Source organism: Clostridium sediminicola, from assembly GCF_050402865.1.
In the GTDB taxonomy this organism is placed as follows: domain Bacteria; phylum Bacillota; class Clostridia; order Clostridiales; family Clostridiaceae; genus Clostridium_AF; species Clostridium_AF sediminicola.
On record NZ_BAABMF010000004.1, the window covers coordinates 200,925 to 217,953 of the forward strand.

At 28.0% G+C, this 17,029-nt stretch carries 14 protein-coding genes and 1 pseudogene; all 15 read left to right on the forward strand.

Annotated elements, in window-relative coordinates:
- The first annotated feature begins 4 nt into the window (after positions 1-4).
- The 15 genes and pseudogenes from ACQ3F0_RS09715 to ACQ3F0_RS09785 all read left to right on the forward strand — a co-directional run bounded on the left by ACQ3F0_RS09715 (position 5) and on the right by ACQ3F0_RS09785 (position 16,981).
- Positions 5-2,179, forward strand: coding sequence for a beta-galactosidase (locus ACQ3F0_RS09715; RefSeq protein WP_428865035.1), 2,175 nt, complete (start codon positions 5-7; stop codon positions 2,177-2,179).
- 20 nt (positions 2,180-2,199) lie between these two features.
- Positions 2,200-2,997 carry an HAD-IIA family hydrolase gene (locus tag ACQ3F0_RS09720; RefSeq protein ID WP_428865036.1) on the forward strand — a complete coding sequence of 266 codons (798 nt, stop codon included), beginning with the start codon at positions 2,200-2,202 and terminating at the stop codon, positions 2,995-2,997.
- 38 nt (positions 2,998-3,035) lie between these two features.
- Positions 3,036-4,196, forward strand: a complete 1,161-nt coding sequence (locus tag ACQ3F0_RS09725; protein ID WP_428865037.1) for an iron-containing alcohol dehydrogenase — start codon at positions 3,036-3,038, stop codon at positions 4,194-4,196.
- 103 nt (positions 4,197-4,299) lie between these two features.
- Positions 4,300-5,007, forward strand: a complete 708-nt coding sequence (locus tag ACQ3F0_RS09730) for a PadR family transcriptional regulator (RefSeq protein ID WP_428865038.1) — start codon at positions 4,300-4,302, stop codon at positions 5,005-5,007.
- A gap of 81 nt (positions 5,008-5,088) precedes the next feature.
- The gene (locus ACQ3F0_RS09735) at positions 5,089-5,895 is read left to right on the forward strand and encodes a flavodoxin family protein (protein WP_428865039.1); all 807 of its coding nucleotides are present in this window, start codon (positions 5,089-5,091) and stop codon (positions 5,893-5,895) included.
- A gap of 122 nt (positions 5,896-6,017) precedes the next feature.
- Complete coding sequence (locus tag ACQ3F0_RS09740) at positions 6,018-6,617, forward strand: DUF3841 domain-containing protein (protein ID WP_428865175.1); 600 nt, start codon at positions 6,018-6,020, stop codon at positions 6,615-6,617.
- A 219-nt stretch (positions 6,618-6,836) separates the two neighbouring features.
- Positions 6,837-7,484 carry a hypothetical protein gene (locus ACQ3F0_RS09745; protein ID WP_428865040.1) on the forward strand — a complete coding sequence of 216 codons (648 nt, stop codon included), beginning with the start codon at positions 6,837-6,839 and terminating at the stop codon, positions 7,482-7,484.
- Between the two features lie 47 nt (positions 7,485-7,531).
- Positions 7,532-7,657 (forward strand): annotated as a pseudogene (locus tag ACQ3F0_RS09750) (HIT family protein); the annotation flags it as partial.
- A 143-nt stretch (positions 7,658-7,800) separates the two neighbouring features.
- Positions 7,801-8,133: a hypothetical protein gene (locus ACQ3F0_RS09755; RefSeq protein ID WP_428865041.1), complete on the forward strand. Its 333-nt coding sequence runs from the start codon at positions 7,801-7,803 to the stop codon at positions 8,131-8,133.
- Positions 8,134-8,141: 8 nt separating this feature from the next.
- Complete coding sequence (locus tag ACQ3F0_RS09760; RefSeq protein WP_428865042.1) at positions 8,142-11,258, forward strand: hypothetical protein; 3,117 nt, start codon at positions 8,142-8,144, stop codon at positions 11,256-11,258.
- A 101-nt stretch (positions 11,259-11,359) separates the two neighbouring features.
- The gene (locus ACQ3F0_RS09765; protein ID WP_428865043.1) at positions 11,360-12,952 is read left to right on the forward strand and encodes an AAA family ATPase; all 1,593 of its coding nucleotides are present in this window, start codon (positions 11,360-11,362) and stop codon (positions 12,950-12,952) included.
- Between the two features lie 289 nt (positions 12,953-13,241).
- Complete coding sequence (locus ACQ3F0_RS09770; RefSeq protein WP_428865044.1) at positions 13,242-13,769, forward strand: AAA family ATPase; 528 nt, start codon at positions 13,242-13,244, stop codon at positions 13,767-13,769.
- Positions 13,766-13,939, forward strand: a complete 174-nt coding sequence (locus ACQ3F0_RS09775; RefSeq protein ID WP_428865176.1) for an MYG1 family protein — start codon at positions 13,766-13,768, stop codon at positions 13,937-13,939. Before ACQ3F0_RS09770 ends, ACQ3F0_RS09775 begins: the two co-directional genes overlap by 4 nt.
- A gap of 307 nt (positions 13,940-14,246) precedes the next feature.
- Positions 14,247-16,091 carry an MASE3 domain-containing sensor histidine kinase gene (locus ACQ3F0_RS09780; protein ID WP_428865045.1) on the forward strand — a complete coding sequence of 615 codons (1,845 nt, stop codon included), beginning with the start codon at positions 14,247-14,249 and terminating at the stop codon, positions 16,089-16,091.
- A 41-nt stretch (positions 16,092-16,132) separates the two neighbouring features.
- Positions 16,133-16,981 (forward strand): Nmad3 family putative nucleotide modification protein, encoded by an 849-nt coding sequence (locus tag ACQ3F0_RS09785; RefSeq protein ID WP_428865046.1) that lies wholly within the window; start codon positions 16,133-16,135, stop codon positions 16,979-16,981.
- The last annotated feature ends 48 nt before the right edge of the window (positions 16,982-17,029 follow it).

Genomic DNA, 17,029 nt, shown 5'->3' on the forward strand with positions numbered 1-17,029 from the left:
AACTATGAAAAAGGATAAATTTTTATACGCAGCAGGGTACTACCCTTTGATGCACGATAAAAAAGATTGGAAAAAAGATTTAAAACTAATGAAAGAGTCAGGTATAAATCTGATACGTACAGCAGAACTATTTAATACTTGGGATCGTATCGAACCAGAAAAAGGAAAGTTTGAATTTGGATTTCTAGATGAATTCTTTGACTTATGTAGGGAATATGGGATTGAAATACTATTAGGAACTGGTACAGCATCTCCACCATATTGGATACATAAAGAATATCCAGATTCAAATATCCTAAATAATCATGGAGAGCAATATCCTAATAATGTTTCTTATACTTGGGCATGCATTGACCATAAAGGGTATTTAAAAGAAAGTGAAAGATATATAACCACATTGATAAATAGATATAAAGATCATCCTGCACTTAATGCATATCAGATTCATAATGAAATAGGACATCCATTTATGCCTCTTCAACAAGGGGGAGTTGATATTTATTGTTATTGTGAACATACTCAGAATAACTTCCGAAAGTGGTTAAAGGAAAAATATAAAACTTTGGATGAGTTGAATTTTGCATATAGATGGGGCGCAACAAATACCTGCCATACAACTTGGGAAGAAATAGAAGCACCAAAGACAAAACCAGTGAGTTGGTCAAGCGTTACCAGATGGCTTGATTGGAGATTATTTTCCATGAAAAACTATGTTAATTTTGTTTCTTGGCAAAATGACATTATAAAAGCAATAGACAAAGATCACCCAACATCTACAAATACATTTTTCTTAAAATCTCAAGATCCATTAGCAGTATTAACTGCTATAGATCAGTTCGAAATGGCAAAGGTTGTGGACTATATAGGATATGATTTATATCCAGGTAGTGGAGATAAATTAGAAAAAATGCCTGAATTTGCATCTATGTTTTTGGATATGGCTAAGAGTACGTCTAAACCATTAGGGAAAAATTATTGGCTTTTAGAAACAGAAAGCGGTCCTATTAATGGATGGGTGTTAGGACCAAGTAGAAATGTAAAAGGTTTTGATTTAATTAGAAATGTATTTGAAGCCATAGCCCATGATGCAAAATTAACTTTGTATCAAGGATGGAGAGAATGGGATTTTCAACCTCTGCATTGGGGTGCAATAGTTGATTTAGATGGAAATCCTACAGAGAGAACAGATGCGGCTGGGAAAATAGGCGCTATATTAGCTGAACATGGAAACGATATTGTTAAGACTAATAATCCAACTGGAGATATAGCAATATTGATATCGAAAGAAAACGCAATAGTAATGAATGGAATGGGACAAGAAGAATTCCTTTTGAAGGCTATGAGAGGTGCCTATAGTGTATTTTGGCAAAAGGGGTATGCAATTGATTTTGTAACACCTGAACTTATAAAAAATGGATATGCTAATAGATACAAAGCTGTTTATGCGCCTATGTTGGCGGTTATAGATGAAGAATTAAGTAAAGGATTGGAAGGTTACGTGAATCAAGGAGGTATCTTTATTGGTGGCCCAAGATGCGGAATGTTGGGTAAACATGGTTGGTACAATCATAAAGTTCCATGCTTCGGTTTAAGTGATGTATTCGGAATTGAAATAAAAGAAACGGATGCTAAGACAAATCCAAATGTTACATTAAATAATAAAAACTATGGGGGTTTTTGGCACAAAGAAACCTTATCTATGGCTAGCAAAAACACTGAAGTAATAGCTAGATTTGACGATGATTCTCCTGCAGTTACATTGAATTCATATGGTAAGGGGTATGGTTTATTCTTTGCTACACATGCAGATGTTGCATATTTAGAAAATGATTCATATTTGCTTTGGGATATAATTGACCAGGTTTTATTGGATAAAGGAGTAGAGCAGACTTTAACTTTAGACTATACCAACAGAAAAGATAAAGAAATAGACGGTCATTATTTAGAAGGGGAAGATAAGGGATATATATTTGTAACGAATTATGTTCTTAAAAATCATCCTAATTTCTTCGTTAATGGAAAGAAAGCTGTACGAATCTCTCTTAAAGTAGATAAATCTTATAGTACTGCAGTGGACTTAATTACAGGAGAAAATTATGAATTAACTTATAAAAATGGAAAATTACAATGGAATGTGACTATAACTAAAAACCAAGTGTTGCTATTGAAATTGAAATAGCGAAAGAGGGAGATGAAAAAATGAAAAACATAAAAGATATTGAATGTTTTCTACTAGATATGGATGGAACTTTCTATTTGGGAAATGAAATAATTGAGGGTTCTTTAGAGTTTCTTGATACACTTAAAGCTCAAAATAAGGAGTTTTTGTTTCTTACAAATAACTCATCGAAGAATAAATATGCATATCAGAAGAAATTAGCAGGGCTGGGATGTGAAGTAGATCCAAACAGAGTATTTACATCTGGTGAGGCAACAACAATATATTTGAAAAATAGAAAACAGGGTGCAAAAATATTTTTATTAGGTACCGCATTACTAGAAGAAGAATTTATTAAAGCAGGTTTTGAATTAATCAAAGATAGAAGTATTCGTCCAGATTTCGTTGTGCTAGGATTTGATACTACACTAACTTATGAAAAATTATGGATAGCATGTGATTTAATAAGAGACGGAGTTGAATATATAGCTACACACCCAGATTATAATTGTCCTCTAGAAGATGAAAAATTTATGCCTGATACAGGTGCTATGATTGACCTAATAAACGCTTCTACAGGAAAAAGACCTTATGTAGTGGGAAAACCAAATAAAACAATAATAGAATCCCTATGTGAAAAATATGGATACGATAAATCTAAAGTTGCAATGGTGGGGGACAGATTATATACGGATATAAAAACTGGAGAGAATGCAGGAGTTACATCAATCTTGGTGTTATCAGGAGAAACCAAACTTCAAGACTATGAAAATTCAGATGTAAATGCTGATTTTATATTTCCATCTTTGAAGTATATTGACGAAGAATTACAAAACTAATATAAAATATCAGATTTTTGGTAACAAGGAGGTAAAGTATGAATAAATTCGGATTTTATTTAAGTACAAATATTGACTTTGGTACTGGGAAAATTCAAAAATTAGGAAATTATATAAAAGAATTAAAATGTAAAAACCTAGTAATTGTTACGGAAGAAAATCTAGTAAATATTGGGATAGTAGAACCAGTAGTAAAACAATTAAAAGAATGTAATGTGAATTACAGAATTTTTGATAAAGTTGAACCAAATCCTGAAGTACATATAATTGATGAAGGTGCTATTTTTGTAAAAGAGCAACCATGTGATTTAATTATTGGCATTGGTGGAGGAAGTAGCATTGATACAGCTAAAGGAATAGCTGTTATGGGAATTAATGAAGGAAGTGTGTATGAGTATTTAGACGGACGTGGTGTAGATAAAAAAGAAATTAAAAATGCTATTCCACTAATTGCTATTCCTACAACATCAGGAACAGGATCTGAGGTATCAATGTATTCTGTTATAACTGATGAAAATACTAGAATTAAGGATTCTTTAACAAGTGCTAGTATTTACCCTAAAATTGCAATTGTAGATCCAGAAGTAACACTTAAATTACCGTCAAAAATAACTGCTTATACAGGATTGGATGTTTTAGGACATGCATTGGAAGCATACACATCATCAATTCAAAATCCACTTACAAATGTTTGGGCTTTAGAGGCAATAAAATTAGTATTTGAAAATCTACCTGAAGCCGTGCACAAGGGTACAATAAAATCAAGAGAAAAGATGGCATTTGCGTCTGTTATGGCCGGCTCAGCTATGAGTCATTGCGGAGCAACTATTCCACATGGTCTTGGGTGTCCACTTTCAGGGCATTGTAATCTGCCTCATGGATTAACCGTTGGGGTACTTCAAATTCCTATGATTGAATACAATAAAGGAGTTTTAAAAGAAGAGTTTTATAATGTAGTGAAGTATATTGAACCATCAAAAGTTATTGCAAAAGAGGAAGCTGCAGATAAACTAATAGAATTAATTAAAAAGCTATTTTTCGATATAGATGTAGACTTAAAATTAGATGGAAATATAATCGATAATATAAAGATAGTTGAGATGATACAGGATGCGTCGATTCATGGATGTACTAGTTTGAATCCTTTAACTTTAAACAAAAAAGATATTGAGAAAATCTATAAAAGGGTAATTAGTTAAAAAATAACATTTAATAAATTATCTCATGAGAAGAATTATATTATAGTTGACGATATCCAATGTTGGTTATATAATAAGAATACAATCAATGTTGGATAAGAGGGTGAGAAACATAGTTAAAGTATTAATTTTATATTATTTAAGTATTAAATCTACTCATGGATATGAGATTCAAAAATTTATTCAAACAAATCACATGGACAAATGGACTAAAATACAATCGGGATCTATTTATTATGCTCTAAACAAGCTTGAAAAACATGGGTTTATTGTTTTAAAAGAAGAAATTGGTTCTGGTTCAAAAGCTAGAAAAATTTATGAAATAACTGATAAAGGTAGAGATGAATTAAAGGAACTAGTAAAAAAAGAGTTAGATAGTGAACTATTTTCAATTGGTTCGGATAAGTTCATCATTTATCCATTGCTAAATACACTTGATAAAGAAACTATGATTTCAAAAATAAATAATCATATTAATAAGCTAAAAGATAAAATAGCATACTTAGAGAAATGGCAGAATATCAAAGTCAATGAGAACAGTTTAGAGGTTGAAAGAATTTCTTTTGAAATGATGATTAACAATGTGGAATACCAAATAAAATGGCATAAAGCACTTATTAAAGAAATGGATAAATGCATTATGACAAGTGAAGAAATATCAAATCTTATTGCAAGCATTGATTTTTCGAACTCTGAGACAATTGAAGCATCAACAAACGATTCAATTGAAAGTTTAAAGAGAGAAATCTTAAATAATCCAGAATGTGCATCAGAAAAATTAGACGAGTTAATAAAAAAGTTGAGTAAATAATATTTTATCCTATCTTTTAATGGATAGGATAAAAAAATAAACTCACTATCCAACGTTGGATAGTACGCGAGGAGGAACAAAATGAACATAGTTGTATTAATAGGGAGTCCAAGAAAAAAAGATAGTTTTAATGTGTGTAAGGAAATTGAATCAAGATTAGATGCTGAGAATATTACTTATGATTATATTTTTTTAAAGGACTATAAAATTGAAGACTGTATAGGGTGTGGTTTATGCTTTAAGAAGAGTGAAAAACTTTGTCCTTGTAAAGATGATGTATATTTAATAAGAGAAAGATTAATGGCTGCTGATGGAATTATATTTGCAACCCCTGTATATGCATATCAAGTTCCAGCACTATTAAAAAGAATTATTGATAGAATGTCCTTTTTATTTCATCGACAGGAATTAGTTGGAGTGCCTGCTATAATTGTAGTTACTAGTGATGGTGGAGGACATAAACAAGTGAGTAAGTATATGAAAATGACAGTTACTGGATGGGGATGCAATTTAATTGGTAGTATTAATATTATTTCTCCTATGTATTTTGAGGATAAGAAAGATAATTCTGTTTGGGGGTATGATGAAGGTTATCATAATAAGATGACATCGTATCTTAATAAACTTGCTGATAGATTTAAGGGAGTCATTAGAAGTGGGATTTCAGAAATTCCTTCTTTTTATGAAATTTTTATGTTTAATTGTTTGAGATCAAAGACTTTTACTTCACAAGCTGATTATGATTATTGGCATGATAAGGGATGGTTGAACTCATACTATTTTTATGATACAAGATTGAATCCTTTTAAAAAAATATTTGGAACTATTTTAAGGGCTATTGTTGATTTAGCAGGTAGAAGGTTGAAGAATAAAATAGGTCAAAGCTAAAATATGAGTTTTATGAAATAAAACAGGTTTACTCTAGAATATTATTTTACTGTTTGGTAGAATAACATTAAACTTATTTTATCAAATAAAGTAAAGGATGAATTATTATAAAACTTTGGACGATTAAAGATAAAAATGGATTTAATGAATTAAAAGCTAATAAGAAATTACAGGGTAAATCACAGTTTGTTGATGATGATTTTAGAATGGCTTACGATTGGATGGTTTACCAAATGAATAAAAGATTGAAAGTGCAGAATTCTAATTCATCAAAGTATCCAGTGTGGGCTTGGTATCAGTGGAGAGGAACTAAGAGAAGGAAGCCTGATTTGAGATGTAGTGGCTATGCAGAGAAAGGAACAAAACTATATAGAATTGAATTTGAAATTGAAGAGGATAAAGTACTGTTATCCAATTTTGATTTATTTCATTATGTATTGAATTACTGGTATCTACCTAAAAATGAAGAAGATGATAATTTATTCTATAGAGAAATGGATAAAAATAATATAACATTATTTGACTTACAGAACTTTAATAAAAATTCCAAAGAACTAAATAAATTAAGAGCTAAAGTAAAGGAAAGTTGGAATTTAATATTTGACTTGGATAGATATGATGAATATATAAATGGTACTGAAAATGAAAAATCTATTCAAGCTACAATTTGTGAGTTACGCTGGGAAAGTGTAGTAGATGTAAAAGAATTTATTGCTAGATAATAAAATAGTTAAAAACAAAACTGCCTATTGTGGCAGTTTTTTTGTATGGATAAAAAAGTAAAAGTAAACAGCTAAGAAATCTTTATCGTAATGGTACTATGTACTAATAAGTTTAACTGTGAATTTGTGATAGAATTATAGATAAGTGTGTAAACTATAGTAGGAAAAAATTAACTGATGAACGTATTATTAAACAATAATATAGTAAGGAGCAAACTAATGAGGAATGTATACGCAGTAATTTTTAGAGAAAACAAAATAATTGTTAAAAGTAAAAAAAGAGAAGATGTAATAGAATATAAATTCGAAAATATAAAAACTTACCCTAATGTACCTCTTTACGCGAATTTATTTCAGGATAAGATTGATATAAATGAGGTAAGTAAAGATTTGAATAAGAGTTTTAAAGGGGACATATTAAAGAATACATTGATACTAAGACCAAAAGTTTTTGTATCTTTTCCAGATGATGCAACTGATGTAGATAAAAGAGCAATATCTGAATTCATATTGATGTTATTTAAAGCTAATATGCCGAAATTATTTGAGGAAAGTGTACTTTTAGCTCCGATAGAAGAACTAGATTATGTTTCTATTTATAAATCATGTAGAATGTTTGTGCTTACATACAGAAAAGGTAAGCTTATTGAAGCACAGAAGTTTATAGAAAACAAGGATTATACTGTTGATGAGATGAAAGGATTTATTAATAATCTACATGATGACTGCTTGTTTAATAAGCTTAATATTTATTTAAATGGTGAAGGCATGGAGAAATATAGTATTTTGGGTAAGGTTGTTGAGAAGGAACGATTGTTGAATAATTTGTTGAAGGTTGCAGATGGGAAACCTGTAAGGAAAAAATAAAACATTAATGAATGGAGATTAAATCAAATTTCACAGTAAAATCTCTATACAATGTAGGGATAAATATTGGATATGATGCTGGATAAACTATAATGTACCTTAATGTACATCTTATTCCAAGATACAAAGGTGATTTTGAGAATCCAAGGGGTGGAAGAAGTTTGTCTCTATAACTATTCATACTTAAACCATGCTTGTTTTACCAACTAATGATTTAGGGTATAATTAGATAGAAAAGAGGTTTTTGTTAAAAAAGCAATATAAATTGAATGTAGAAGAAAACATGGAACAATTGGTAAAATGGGATGTGAAAAATATGTCTAAACTAAAAAGTCTAAAGAAAAAAACTATTAATTTAGAAGAAATAGAAAAAATCTTTAAGATAAGAGAGTATAAAAAACTATGTGATTTAGTAAATGATCTTATAGAAAAGAAAGAAATAAATCCAATAAAAAATAGTGGTGGCAATGGAAAAACTCCAAAGCTTTATAAAAGATATAGAGTAGTGAAGGAAAAGAAAGACTACAGTGATTTTTTAGAAGAATTAAGTTTTAGAGTATCAACAAGATTTGATATAAGTTATTATAAAAACCATTTAGATAAATATGAGAAACATAGAGAATATATTTTGCAATTATCAATGATTTAGGTTATACATTGAGAAAAGTTTTTAATGAAGAATTAATTAAAACAAAAGAAGAAGAAAAGAAGAAAATTGAATTGAAGCAATGTCTTACAGAAGAAAAAGGGGAGAACGAAGAAAATTTAAAAATAAACAGAAAGACTATTGTGGATTTAAATAATAGAAGCGGTAGATTATTAGGAGTTATTTATGGATTTCAAAAGGAAGAAACTAAATTTAATAAAGAATATGATGAAAGATTATTTAGAAATTTAGAGGGCTTTTTAGATGAGGAAGAGCTTGTAAAACTAGATAAATCTATTAAGGAAAATGCTTTGAATTTAGAAAAACAAAGAAAAAAATTAGGCGAGCAGCTGCAGAACAATCAATATGAAATAAAAAGTAAAGAAAGAGAAAAAATAAATAATTCTTTAGAAATAAATTCTACAAAATATAATTTGGAAAGTAAAAAAGAAAATTTAGATGAATTTGAGAAGGAAATAGAAAAAAGAATTGAAGAAATCAAATATATAGATTTTGAAGAAGATAAATTATTCCAATCTAATGAAATTATTGAAGCTTTTCTAAGAAAAATAAATTTTATAAAAGAAGATGAGAGAAAGCTTAGAAGAATAATGGATAAACAAAAAGAAGAATTAGAAAAACTTAGATCAGGAAGAGTGTTAGAAATACCAAAAGAAATTGAAGAAGCTTTTAGGAAAAAAGATATAAATATAATATACGGAATGGATTGGATTAAGAAAAATGGCAGAGATTCTAAAGAAAATGAAGAGTTTATAAAAAATAATCCTTTTATTCCATACTCTATAATTATGGATGCTAGAGAAATAGAGATATTAGAAAATGAATCTTTAGAAATATTTACATCTACTCCAATTCCAATAATTAAAAGAGAAGATTTAGGAAAAGCACTAGATAGTACAAAGGAGAATCTATTACATTTTAATAATTTGAAATTCTTTGTATCTTTTAATAATAAGCTTTTAAACGAAAAAGAATTAGAAAAATTAATGCAGAATAAAAAAGCTGAGTTAGATAAAACAATAGATAGAATTATTTCAAAAGAAGAGGACATAGAGTTTTATTCTAAGAAGAAAAGTTTTATAGAAAATTCTTTATTAAATAAAGAAAACTATGAGGGATTAAAAAAAGAAATTGAAGTTTTAAAGAATAAAAGTGAAGAATTAAGAGCATTAGAAATAAAGCTAGAGAAAGAAATCTCAAATTTTAAAACTTCTATAGAGTCTATCCAAAAGGAATTATCTAGTTTTGATAAGGAAATTGAAAAGAATAAAAGAAAAGGGAAAGATTTTGAAAGATTAAGAGAAGAATACCAGGAATATAAAAAAAATAAAGCTTCTCTATTAAATCTTGAAGAAAGAATCAAAATTACTAATTCTCAAATTGAAAAAGATAGCAAAAGAAATAAAGAAATCGGAAGAGAATTATATGATTGTGAAGAAAGTATAAGATATCATAAAAGTGAAAAAGAAAGAATTGCAAAAGATTCAATCAAATTTGAAGCATATAAAAGTGGTTCTATCATAGAAAAGGACAAAGAAGATTTAATTTCAGAATATAATGCTTTAACTGAGAAAATTCAGAGTTCAGAAGAAGAGCTACAAAGTAAAAAAGAAATGGCTACAAAAAGATTTAACGAAGTAGATGAGGATCTTGATTTTAAAGTAAACCAATATGCTTTGGAGGAAAAAGAATATACCACTGTAATCTATGATAGATTTAAGGAAAGAGAAACAGAACAAAATATCGAAAAAGAAGAAAATAGTTTAAATAAACTAAAAGAAGTTTTGGGAGAAATAAAATCAAACTTAAGAGTTGCAAATGCTGATTTTGATAGGTTTTATAAAGAACTAAAATTAAGGTTTGATAAAAATATAGCCAAGGATAAAAGCCTAATATTTGAGAAGAATTACAGTGAAGAAAAGGCAATAATAAATGTAAAAATTGATGATAAAGTAAAAGAAAAGAATAAACTAGATAAACTAAATCTGAGAATAACTAATAATTTAAGTAATTTAAGCGAACATAGCAATTTAAATATTAGAGAAGAACTTACTATTAAATTTGAGTTTAATAATTTGGATGAGACTATAGGAAAACTAAAAAGGGACTTAAATAATCTTAAAAAAGATGAGAGTAAAAAAGAAAACTTACTAAGAGATATAATGTTTGATATTGCAGATAAAAAGGAATTTAAAGAGGATTCATTCTTTATAGACCCTATAAACACTCTTAGAAAACTTGTGTCAACTCCAAAGGAACTTTTAGAACAATTATTGATGCTCCAAGATTGTTATAAAAAACTTATGGACAAAATTGCTTATGATATAGAACTTATTGAAAAGGAAGAATTTAATATTTTAGAAAGTCTATTAGAATACATAAATGAAGTTCATGAAAATATCGGAAGAATTGATAATAACTCATCCATAACAATAGGAAATAAAAGAGTAAAAATGCTAAATATTTCAGTTACAGATTGGGAAGAAAACAAAGAAATATATAAGATTAGACTAAAAGATTACTTTGAAAACCTAAGGGATGAATGTATATTAACTCTAGAGAAAAATGAAAGCATTGAAGAAACAGTAGGGAATAGGATAAATATATTTAAGCTTTATGATGAAGTAGTATCTATAAGTTCAATAATCATTAAATTATATAAAATAGAGGAAGAAAAACAAAGACTAATAACTTGGAATGAAGTTTCCACAAACTCAGGGGGAGAAGGTTTCCTATCAGCATTTGTAGTACTTTCAAGTTTATTATCTTATATGAGAAAAGATGAAACAGATATATTTAACAGAAAAGAAGAAGGAAAAGTCCTTATCATGGATAATCCATTTGCACAAACATCTTCGGCTCATTTATTAAAACCTCTTATAGATATTGCAAAGAAAAGCAATACTCAACTTATATGTTTAACTGGACTTAGTGGAGATTCTATATACAATAGATTTGATAATATTTATGTATTAAATCTTGTACCATCAAAATTAAGAGCTGGGGTTAAATATTTAAAAAGTGAGCACATGGTAGGCGAGGAAGAAGATATTGAAGTTATGGTACCTTCAAGATTTAAGGTGGAGGAACAGACAAGGTTGTTTTAGTTTGTATATTCCTTGAATTTATGGGAAAATTTACTTTTGTTTTCTTTGAAAGTTTATAAAGATAGCATTTATGGTAGAATAAAGAGTAAGAGGTGATAATCATGAGAAAGAGATTTAATATTACCGGTACGTGCATACCAGAGAAGCATTTTATGATAGATATATCGAATAAAATTGAAAAAATAATGGAGCTTATTGAAGATGGAGAATATTTTACTATAAATAGACCAAGACAATTTGGAAAAACCACATCTATATATATGATAGAAAGAGCTTTAGAAAACAGCGAAGAATACTTAGTGATTTCTACTAGCTTTGAAGGTATTGGAGATTTAATATTTGAGAAAGAAAAAAGATTCTCAAAAGAATTTTTGGATATACTGGCAGATACTTTGGCTTTTGATGATGAAGAGTTGGCTTTATTTTTACAAGGTTTAGAAAATGAAGTGAACTCTTTTAAAGATTTATCTAAAGCAATAGCTAAATTTATTAAAAAGGTAAATAAGAAAGTAGTTTTAATTATAGATGAGGTTGACAAAAGCAGCAACAATCAATTATTTTTAAGCTTTTTAGGTATGCTAAGGAATAAGTATTTATTAGCACAGAGAAAAAAAGATTATACCTTTCACAGCATTATATTAGCTGGAGTACATGATGTAAAGAGTTTAAAATTAAGAATAAGACCAGGGGAAGAAGAAAAATATAATAGCCCTTGGAATATTGCTTCAGATTTCACTGTGGATATGAGTTTTTCACCTGAAGAAATTAAAACAATGTTAGATGATTACATTGAAAATAAGGGAGTATCACTAGATAGAAAGTATTTCTCAGAAAAGCTATATTACTATACTTCAGGATATCCATTTTTGGTGAGTAAATTGTGTAAAATTATTGATGAGAGAATAATGCCAGTGGATAAATTTGTATGGGAAAAAGAATATATGGATATGGCTGTTAAGGAAATATTAAAAGATAGCAATACCAACTTTGATTCTTTGATAAAGAATATTGAAAATAATGAAGAGTTATATAGATTTGTAGAAAAAATTATTATAGATGGAGAAACTATTTCTTATATTAAAACAGATAAAATTATAAATTTGGGAACCATTTATGGTTTATTGAAAAATAAAGAAAACATATGTAAAATTAATAATAGAATATATGAGCAACTTTTATATGATCATATGATGATAAAAATTATAAGACAAGATAGAAAGAGTGTAATGTCAGATTATAATTATAAATCTTTTTTTATAAAAGAAGATGGAACTTTGGATGTAAAGAAAATACTAATAAAGTTCCAAGAATTTATGAAAAAAGAGTATTCTAAAAAGCGGAAAGAATTTCTAGAAGCAGATGGAAGGCTTGTATTTTTAGCTTTTATAAGTCCTATTGTAAATGGGATAGGATTTGCATTCAAAGAAGTGCAAGGAGCTGAAGAAAAACGATTTGATGTAGTAATAACTTATAAAGAAAAAATGTATATAATAGAGTTGAAAAAGTGGTATGGTGAAGTATACCACAAAAGAGGGCTATTACAGCTTGGAGAATATCTAGAGCAGTATGGGTTAGATGAAGGGTACCTACTAATTTTTGATTTCAGAAAAGAAAAAGCTAATATTACTGAAGTTAAAGAAGAAGTGGCTATTGTAAATGGTAAGAGTAAAAAGATTTATGAAGCATTTGTTTAATAATATATGTTCCTAACTAGGCTGACGTCGTATTTTACGACGTGAGTTTTTTTCTTTTTCAAAAGTTTTAATTTAAATATAGCTAATAATATTGTAATGGTATTAGCTATATTTATAATTTCAGTTAAGCCAAGTTTGCAAAGAGCGGAGTTGGCAGTAAACTAATAAATATTAAAAAATACTTAATCGGATATAATGTATTGTTAAAAATGCTTACTTGGATATAATTAATGATAAAGATAAACCACTTCTAAACTAATATAAATCTTAAGTAAAGTAGGTGAAAGCAGTGAAAAGAATCCCAATAGGAATAAGTGATTTTAAAATGTTAATAGAAGAAAATTATTTGTTTGTTGACAAGTCTTTATTAATAAAAGAGTTTTGGGAGAGTCATGGCCAAACTATTTTACTACCAAGACCCAGAAGGTTTGGGAAAACTCTTAATATGAGCATGATTAAATATTTTTTCGAGAAAAATGAAAAAGACAATAAACATCTTTTTAAAGATCTTAATATAGAGAAAAATAAAGAAATTATGGATCTTCAAGGTAAGTATCCCGTTATATATTTAAGCTTTAAAGATGAAAAGCACAGTTCTTTTGAATATTTACATGCAGGATTAAGAAATCTATTAAGTAGATTATATAAGGAACATAAGTATTGCTTAAATACAGAGAAAATTGAGAAAGTTGATAAGGAATACTATAATTCTATAATTAATAAAAAGTCAGATATAATAGATTTATCTGATTCTATAAAGATGTTATCATTCCTAAATCTTGGCTTGGTAAAAGAGAGGAAGAACTTGCAAAAATAACGGGAGTTAGTGATGCAGTATTCTGTCATACTGGAAGATTTATTGCTGGAACTGGTTCATTAGAAAGAATTAAAGAATTAGCACAAATTGCAATCAATGAGCCTTATGAACATGAAAGTATAATAAATAAAGTCATAAAGATTGCAAGAAAATTATTTGGAAAAAAATAAGAAATATTAAAGGGTAAATAGTTTAAATAAAAGCATAAGGGATATAAACATAGAAAAACTGCCAATAGCAGTTTTTTTTATGTAAATAAAAATTTAAAAAATGTCACATGGCTTTCTGTCACATTTTTAAACAAAATCAAAATTATTGAAAAAGTTTTTACGTATTGTTAGTATATAATATTTAAATTCACTAATCTTTTTTAACATTGAAAAATTTTGACACTTAACAAGGAAAAACATAGAATAAATAGAATATATAGAATATATTATAATTTTAATTTAGAAAAAAACTAGGTGAAAGCGGGGAATGATGTTGGCACAAAAAGGATATGATTTTACTCCTGAAGATATAAAATATGATTTTCCATTCAATACAAATGTAATAGATATGAATGCAGTTATCAAAGCATCTCAAACTATTTCTAGGGAAATTGAGTTAGATAAGTTACTTGAAAAGCTCCTTAGAATTGTTGTGGAAAATTCAGGTGCTGAAAAGGGATATTTTATAATGAAGTCAGAAGATAAATTCCTTATTGAATGTGAAATCAATAATGAGAATATGTCAGTTATGCAGAGCATTCCCTTAGAAGAATGCCAGGATATTTGTCAAGGTATTGTGAATTATGCAATAAGAACAAAGGAAACCATAGTTTTAGACGATGCATCTAATGAAGAGTTATTTTCTACTGATCCGTATATAGTAAGAAATCAGTCAAAATCTATTCTATGTATGCCTATAATTTATAGAGGAAATTTAATAGGGGTTACTTATTTACAAAACAATATCTCCATTGGAGTATTTAATAGAATTCACATTGAAGTATTAAAAATATTATCTTCTCAGGCAGCTATTTCAATTGAAAATGCCATAATGTACAAAAGAATTAAAGAAATTAATCAAGGCTTAGAAAAAACCGTAGAAAAAAGAACAAAAGAATTAAAAGAAAGTCAAGAACAATATCGTCTTTTAGTAGAACTTTTACCTGATTCAATTTTTATTCACATTGAATCTAATATGATATTTGTTAATGAAGCTGCAACAAAGTTGTTTGGAGCAAAAAAGAGTGAAGAGCTAATTGGAAAATCCATAAAAGATTTTATTTATAGAGAATTTCACCAAACTTTTGACAAAAGAGCTAATGATATACAGAATAATATAAATGTTGGTCCCTACTGCGAATATAAGATTGTTAGGTCAGATGGAAAAAATGTAGATCTTGAAGTTGTTTCAACTTCTTTTCCATGGAACGGAAAGCAAACCATTTTGAGTGTTGTAAGAGATATAACTGAGAGAAAGCAAGCAGAAAAATTACGTAAAAGTGTTAAAGATAAGGAAAGATTGTTAAAAGAGGCTCTTGAATACGATAGAGTAAAGACTGAATTTATAGCCAATATTTCACATGAACTTAGAACCCCGCTTACTGTAATGTTAGGGGCAATACAGATGTTCAACTTGATTCTAAGTGAAAAATCAAGTAAAAGTGAAATACATAAAATGATAAAGTACTCAGGTATGATGAAACAAAATTGTTACAGATTGATAAGATTAGTTAACAATTTAATTGATATTACGAAAATAGATGCTGGTTATTTCAGATTAAATCTAAAAAAATTAAATATTGTCAATGTTGTTGAAGATATTACCTTATCAGTTGCAAAATATGTTGAAGATAAAAATATAAATTTAATATTCGATACTGATGTAGAAGAAAAGATAATGACATGTGATCCAGATAAAATGGAAAGAATATTGCTTAATCTTTTATCTAATGCAATAAAGTTTACAGACAAAAATGGAAGTATATTTGTAAACTTAAAGGATAAAGGCAAAAGTATTGTTATTTCAGTAAAAGATACGGGAATAGGTATTTCAGAAGATAAGCAGAAAATAGTATTTGATAGATTTATACAGGTTGATAAATCTCTTTCAAGAAATCGTGAAGGAAGTGGTATTGGCTTATCACTTGTTAAGTCTTTTGTTAAATTTCAAGGAGGCACAATTACTTTAAAAAGTAAGCTAGGATATGGAAGTGAATTTATTATAGAACTCCCTGACCAAAAACTAGTAGAAAACTCTCTGGAAGAAATAGCTGCATGTGATATTAATAAAAATAAAGAACAAATACAAATTGAATTCTCAGACATATATTAAGTTTACGTATTAACATATTATTTTAAAGGGGAGACAAGATTTTGAAAATAATTTTTAGTAGAAAAGGTTTTGATTCTGAGTCTGGAGGGTGTCCAAGTCCTATTTTATCAGATGGAAAAATGATTTCATTACCTATACCAGATAAGAATGATTTAATAAAATATAGTGATTTAAGATATGATAAATCAAATACTTATTATGATGTTATAACTAATTTTAAGAAAAGAATACATTCAGCAGAAGGATGGAATGAATTTAACAAGGATACGACTTGTCATTTTGATCCAGATATAAATTTTAATGCTATAAAAAGAGATGAAAAATGGAGAGGTGTTTTTGGTCAATGTGGAGGTGCTCAAAAACATTTAGAAAATAGAGGTGTAAAAGAAGATGATATATTTTTATTTTTTGGATGGTTTAGAAGAACTATTTATAAAAATAATAAATTAGTTTTTGACCCAAGTGATAAAGATGGTAAACATATACTTTATGGATATATGCAAGTACATGAAATAATTAATGATCCGGATAAAGATAACATTCCAAGTTGGATGAAATATCATCCTCATGTAGGTAGAAATAAAGTTAATAATAAAATATATGTTGCAAAGAAAAATGCTTCTTGGAATGAAAATATAAGAGGATATGGAGTTTTTAATTATAGCTCTGAACTAATATTATCTAAGGAAGGTTATTCAAAATCTCGTTGGGATTTACCTGATATATTTAAAAAAGTATATATAAGTCACCATAAAGAAAATAATTGGAAACAAGATTATTTCCAATCAGTAGGAAGAGGACAAGAGTTTGTAGTTGATGCAAATGATGAAATTATTGATTGGGCTGTAAAGTTGATAGAAAACAATTGTAAGAAAAGAGGTATTGGTTAAGAAAGCAAGTGTTACTTTGTAATAGTCTTATTGATAATATAGTATATT

Bases quoted from the DNA above. Each gene is read 5' to 3' on its own strand.
- ACQ3F0_RS09715 (WP_428865035.1), top strand. From the start codon at position 5: ATGAAAAAGGATAAATTTTTATACGCAGCAGGGTACTACCCTTTGATG.
- ACQ3F0_RS09720 (WP_428865036.1), top strand. From the start codon at position 2,200: ATGAAAAACATAAAAGATATTGAATGTTTTCTACTAGATATGGATGGA.
- ACQ3F0_RS09725 (WP_428865037.1), top strand. From the start codon at position 3,036: ATGAATAAATTCGGATTTTATTTAAGTACAAATATTGACTTTGGTACT.
- ACQ3F0_RS09735 (WP_428865039.1), top strand. From the start codon at position 5,089: ATGAACATAGTTGTATTAATAGGGAGTCCAAGAAAAAAAGATAGTTTT.
- ACQ3F0_RS09745 (WP_428865040.1), top strand. From the start codon at position 6,837: ATGAGGAATGTATACGCAGTAATTTTTAGAGAAAACAAAATAATTGTT.
- ACQ3F0_RS09755 (WP_428865041.1), top strand. From the start codon at position 7,801: ATGTCTAAACTAAAAAGTCTAAAGAAAAAAACTATTAATTTAGAAGAA.
- ACQ3F0_RS09765 (WP_428865043.1), top strand. From the start codon at position 11,360: ATGAGAAAGAGATTTAATATTACCGGTACGTGCATACCAGAGAAGCAT.
- ACQ3F0_RS09780 (WP_428865045.1), top strand. From the start codon at position 14,247: ATGATGTTGGCACAAAAAGGATATGATTTTACTCCTGAAGATATAAAA.